The 1,809-nt window shown below is 59.9% G+C and carries 4 protein-coding genes; all 4 read right to left on the reverse strand.

Going from position 1 to position 1,809, the window contains the following annotated elements:
* Positions 1–239: 239 nt before the first annotated feature.
* A complete protein-coding gene (locus tag ACXJKH_RS19840; protein ID WP_256774468.1) occupies positions 240–479 on the reverse strand; it encodes a hypothetical protein in 240 nt (79 codons plus the stop codon).
* Between the two features lie 87 nt (positions 480–566).
* Positions 567–866, reverse strand: coding sequence for a SymE family type I addiction module toxin (locus ACXJKH_RS19845; RefSeq protein WP_457321935.1), 300 nt, complete (start codon positions 864–866; stop codon positions 567–569).
* Positions 867–1,240: 374 nt separating this feature from the next.
* Positions 1,241–1,600: a helix-turn-helix domain-containing protein gene (locus tag ACXJKH_RS19850; protein WP_313245415.1), complete on the reverse strand. Its 360-nt coding sequence runs from the start codon at positions 1,598–1,600 to the stop codon at positions 1,241–1,243.
* A gap of 1 nt (position 1,601) precedes the next feature.
* Positions 1,602–1,809 (reverse strand): type II toxin-antitoxin system HigB family toxin (locus tag ACXJKH_RS19855; RefSeq protein ID WP_457321937.1); only part of this gene is annotated, 208 nt, incomplete at its 5' end.

Consider the following 1,809-nt stretch of genomic DNA (forward strand, 5'->3'; position numbering starts at 1 on the left):
AGCACCCCCAACGCGCGTTGAGTCAGGCCCTGCTCGAGCCGGCACGCGCGAAGGCGGCGGGCGAACACAGAGCGGATGGACGTAGGTGTGCGGGTCATGCAAACAAGCATGACCCAGCGCTACGCTGAACGTAAATTACGTTCAGCGTATGCGGAACGGCAAGGCCAGATGCGTCACATAAGCCAGCGCATTGCCTCGTAATTCCCGTGTTCCCCGGCACCTTTGCGACGGTGCCGCGCTCACCCCGTGCCAAACGGACAGCAGTGCCACCCCTGCTGCCGGTGCGCCATCTCCTCCAGATCCCGGTCTGCGCCTGCAGCGTCCAGCACCTCCCCTGCCCCCGAATGACGCGTCACATACTCCCGCATCAACGCTTGCAGCACCTGTGTGGCGGGGCGACGCTCGCGTGCCGCCGCTTGCTGGAAGCGGGCGCGTAAGCCGGCGTCCATCGTTACCTGCATGAAGACACTCTCGTTCATGAGTTCCTCCTACTGCTGGCTAGTGAAATAGGATGCAATCCGCACGGCAGTGCCGTGCTGTGCCCGCCTGCTGGCGGCACGTCCCGATCAGCCGGCGGTGCGCTGCAGCTTCCTGGGGATCTTCTTGGGCACCACCACGGGGCGCTCCACCACCGTGAGGGTGATGCAGCCGGGGCTGGTTTCAATCTTCAGGCGTGCGCCTACGTCGAAGCCGAGCTTGTCGAGCCAGCGGCCGCGCAGGCGCACGTAGGGAATGACCTCATCGCTGCCGTACTCCTCGCGGGCGGGATAGTGCTGCGCGCCCACTYTGCAGGTGGGGGCTGGTCGGGCGTAAGGCTTGCGCTTGGGCGGGACGAATTCGGGCGGGCTCACCCAGGACCTGTGCATGTTGGACCTCCTGTAAGGATCGCCCTCGCCGGGATGGCGAGGGTGTCGGGAGGCTAGAAGCCGATCGAAGCTCGGTGGGCGTATTTCCGCAAGGRTGTTGTATTAGCCACCCTCCCGACTCAGGACGTCCAACTTACACTCTTCAAGGAGCTTCTAGACTCCGATGGACACCATGCGGGTTGATGCGGAAGATGGGAAATTGCTTGTTTCTTTTGAACCGCGAAATTTGGTTCATTGCGTCTACGCCGACTGGAGAATGAGCATGCACACGCTCCGGCGCAAAGGCAGTCCAAAAGGCACCGTTGATCCAACAAGCTTCCAAGCCAATTCGCGATGAACCTGAAGAAAACCCAGCCGAAGCGGGGTTTAGCGTATCAGGCACCAATCAAACTCTCTGCGGGAATCCCAAGGTTCTTGTGCAGGTTGCGAATCATCTCTATGGACAAGCCGCGCTTTCCGTTAAGCACTTCATACACGCGGTTTGGCTTGCCAATCGATGCTGCAAGATCTTTCGGCTCAAGCCCAGCTTGCTCCATCCTGAACTTGATTGCCTGGATCGGATCCGGCGCCTCTATGGGGAACTGCTTGGCTTCATACGCCTGGATGAGCGTGGCCATCACGTCCAGGTACTCGCCTTCCGGGCTATCAGGCGCGGGGTCAGCCTCCACAAGCTTGGAGATCGACTTCAGTGCAGCCTTGTAATCAGCAGGGGTACGAATGGGGGAGATGTTCATCTCAGTCAACCTCTATGGTTGCGGCATCTATCTGATCGTATTCGGCATGCGTGCCGATAAACTTCACGTAGACAATGCCTACTTGGTAAGCGACCGCCACGATCAGACGGTGGTCGTTGCCCTTGATKTTGAACACCACTCGGTTATTGGCAACGAAGCTCGGATTTCGGTAGGCGTTCTTGATGTCCTGCGGCGACGTCCATGTGGCC

Source organism: Stenotrophomonas sp. P5_B8 (assembly GCF_054049855.1).

Coding starts and splice junctions, on each gene's coding strand:
- ACXJKH_RS19840 (WP_256774468.1), bottom strand. CDS start 479: ATGAACGAGAGTGTCTTCATGCAGGTAACGATGGACGCCGGCTTACGC.
- ACXJKH_RS19850 (WP_313245415.1), bottom strand. CDS start 1,600: ATGAACATCTCCCCCATTCGTACCCCTGCTGATTACAAGGCTGCACTG.